Origin of the sequence: Janibacter anophelis NBRC 107843 (assembly GCF_001570945.1) — a bacterium.
In the GTDB taxonomy this organism is placed as follows: domain Bacteria; phylum Actinomycetota; class Actinomycetes; order Actinomycetales; family Dermatophilaceae; genus Janibacter; species Janibacter anophelis.
This window is the reverse complement of the sequence record NZ_BCSQ01000109.1, coordinates 1-2,234: the sequence shown is the minus strand read 5'-3', so window position 1 is coordinate 2,234 and position 2,234 is coordinate 1. Positions and strand designations below refer to the sequence as shown.

The window sequence follows — 2,234 nt, the reverse complement described above, 5'->3', positions numbered from 1 at the left end:
TAAGTGGAAAAGGATGTGGAGTTGCCGTGACAACCAGGAGGTTGGCTTAGAAGCAGCCACCCTTTAAAGAGTGCGTAATAGCTCACTGGTCAAGTGATTCCGCGCCGACAATGTAGCGGGGCTCAAGCACACCACCGAAGCTGTGGCATTGACACACTGCCTGGCCCCTTGTGGGTCCAAGCGTGTTGATGGGTAGGGGAGCGTCGTGTGGCGAGTGAAGCGGCGGAGTGATCCAGTCGTGGATGCCACACGAGTGAGAATGCAGGCATGAGTAGCGAAAGACGGGTGAGAAACCCGTCCGCCGAATATCCAAGGGTTCCAGGGTCAAGCTAATCTGCCCTGGGTAAGTCGGGACCTAAGGCGAGGCCGACAGGCGTAGTCGATGGACATCCGGTTGATATTCCGGAACCGGCGAAGAACCGCCCCTGATGAATCCAGTGATGCTAAACGTCTGAAGCTGGCCGCAGACACCTTCGGGTGTCACTGGCCAGTGGAACGCGTGACCCGATCTGGTAGTAGTCAAGCGATGGGGAGACGCAGGAAGGTAGCCTCCGCGTGGCGATGGTTGTCCACGTCCAAGGGTGTAGGGAGTCAGGTAGGCAAATCCGCCTGGCACATATCCTGAGACCTGATAGTGACCGCCTATGGCGGGAAGCAGGGTGATCCTATGCTGCCGAGAAAATCCTCTAGCGAGGTTCTAGCCGCCCGTACCCCAAACCGACTCAGGTGGATAAGTAGAGAATACTAAGGCGATCGAGTGAATCGTGGTTAAGGAATTCGGCAAAATGCCCCCGTAACTTCGGGAGAAGGGGGGCCCGGATTCTGAAGCCCCTTGCGGGCTAGGAAGATGGGCCGCAGAGACCAGGGAGAAGCGACTGTTTACTAAAAACACAGGTCCGTGCGAAGTCGCAAGACGATGTATACGGACTGACGCCTGCCCGGTGCTGGAAGGTTAAGAGGACTGGTTAGCCCCTTGTGGGCGAAGCTGAGAATTTAAGCCCCAGTAAACGGCGGTGGTAACTATAACCATCCTAAGGTAGCGAAATTCCTTGTCGGGTAAGTTCCGACCTGCACGAATGGCGTAACGACTTCTCCACTGTCTCAACCGCGAACTCGGCGAAATTGCATTACGAGTAAAGATGCTCGTTACGCGCAGCAGGACGGAAAGACCCCGGGACCTTCACTATAGCTTGGTATTGGTGATCGGGACGGCTTGTGTAGGATAGGTGGGAGACTGTGAAGCATGCACGCCAGTGTGTGTGGAGTCATCGTTGAAATACCACTCTGGTCGTTCTGGTTGTCTAACCTCGGTCCGTGATCCGGATCAGGGACATTGCCTGGTGGGTAGTTTAACTGGGGCGGTTGCCTCCTAAAATGTAACGGAGGCGCTCAAAGGTTCCCTCAGCCTGGTTGGCAATCAGGTGGCGAGTGCAAGTGTACAAGGGAGCTTGACTGCGAGACAGACATGTCGAGCAGGGACGAAAGTCGGAACTAGTGACCCGACGGTGGCTTGTGGAAGCGCCGTCGCTCAACGGATAAAAGGTACCCCGGGGATAACAGGCTGATCTTCCCCAAGAGTCCATATCGACGGGATGGTTTGGCACCTCGATGTCGGCTCGTCGCATCCTGGGGGTGGAGTATCTCCCAAGGGTTGGGCTGTTCGCCCATTAAAGCGGCACGCGAGCTGGGTTTAGAACGTCGTGAGACAGTTCGGTCCCTATCCGCTGTGCGCGTAGGAAACTTGAGAGAGGCTGACCCTAGTACGAGAGGACCGGGTTGGACGAACCTCTGGTGTGTGAGTTGTTCTGCCAAGGGCACCGCTCATTAGCTACGTTCGGGAGTGATAACCGCTGAAAGCATCTAAGCGGGAAGCATGTCTCAAGATGAGGTTTCCATGGGGCTTTGCCCTGAGAGGCTCCCAGTAGACGACTGGGTTGATAGGCCAGATGTGGAAGTGCAGCAATGCATGGAGCTGACTGGTACTAATAAGCCGATGACTTGACACCACACACAACAATCTTGTTGCGTAAAAAAAGTAATGCCTCGCGTCCACTGTGCAGTTCCCGAGATACGAACGGGAACACACCCACTGTTTGTAACTCCATAGAGTTTCGGCTGTCATAGCGAAGGGGAAACGCCCGGTCCCATTCCGAACCCGGAAGCTAAGCCCTTCAGCGCCGATGGTACTGCACTGGGAACGGTGTGGGAGAGTAGGACGCAGCCGGACAAACATT

General features: G+C 55.6%; 2 rRNA genes. Both read left to right on the top strand.

Annotated elements, in window-relative coordinates:
- Positions 1-2,006, top strand: a 23S ribosomal RNA gene (locus JAN01S_RS16330); the annotation flags it as partial.
- A 104-nt stretch (positions 2,007-2,110) separates the two neighbouring features.
- Positions 2,111-2,227 (top strand): 5S ribosomal RNA (gene rrf, locus JAN01S_RS16325).
- Positions 2,228-2,234: the final 7 nt, after the last annotated feature.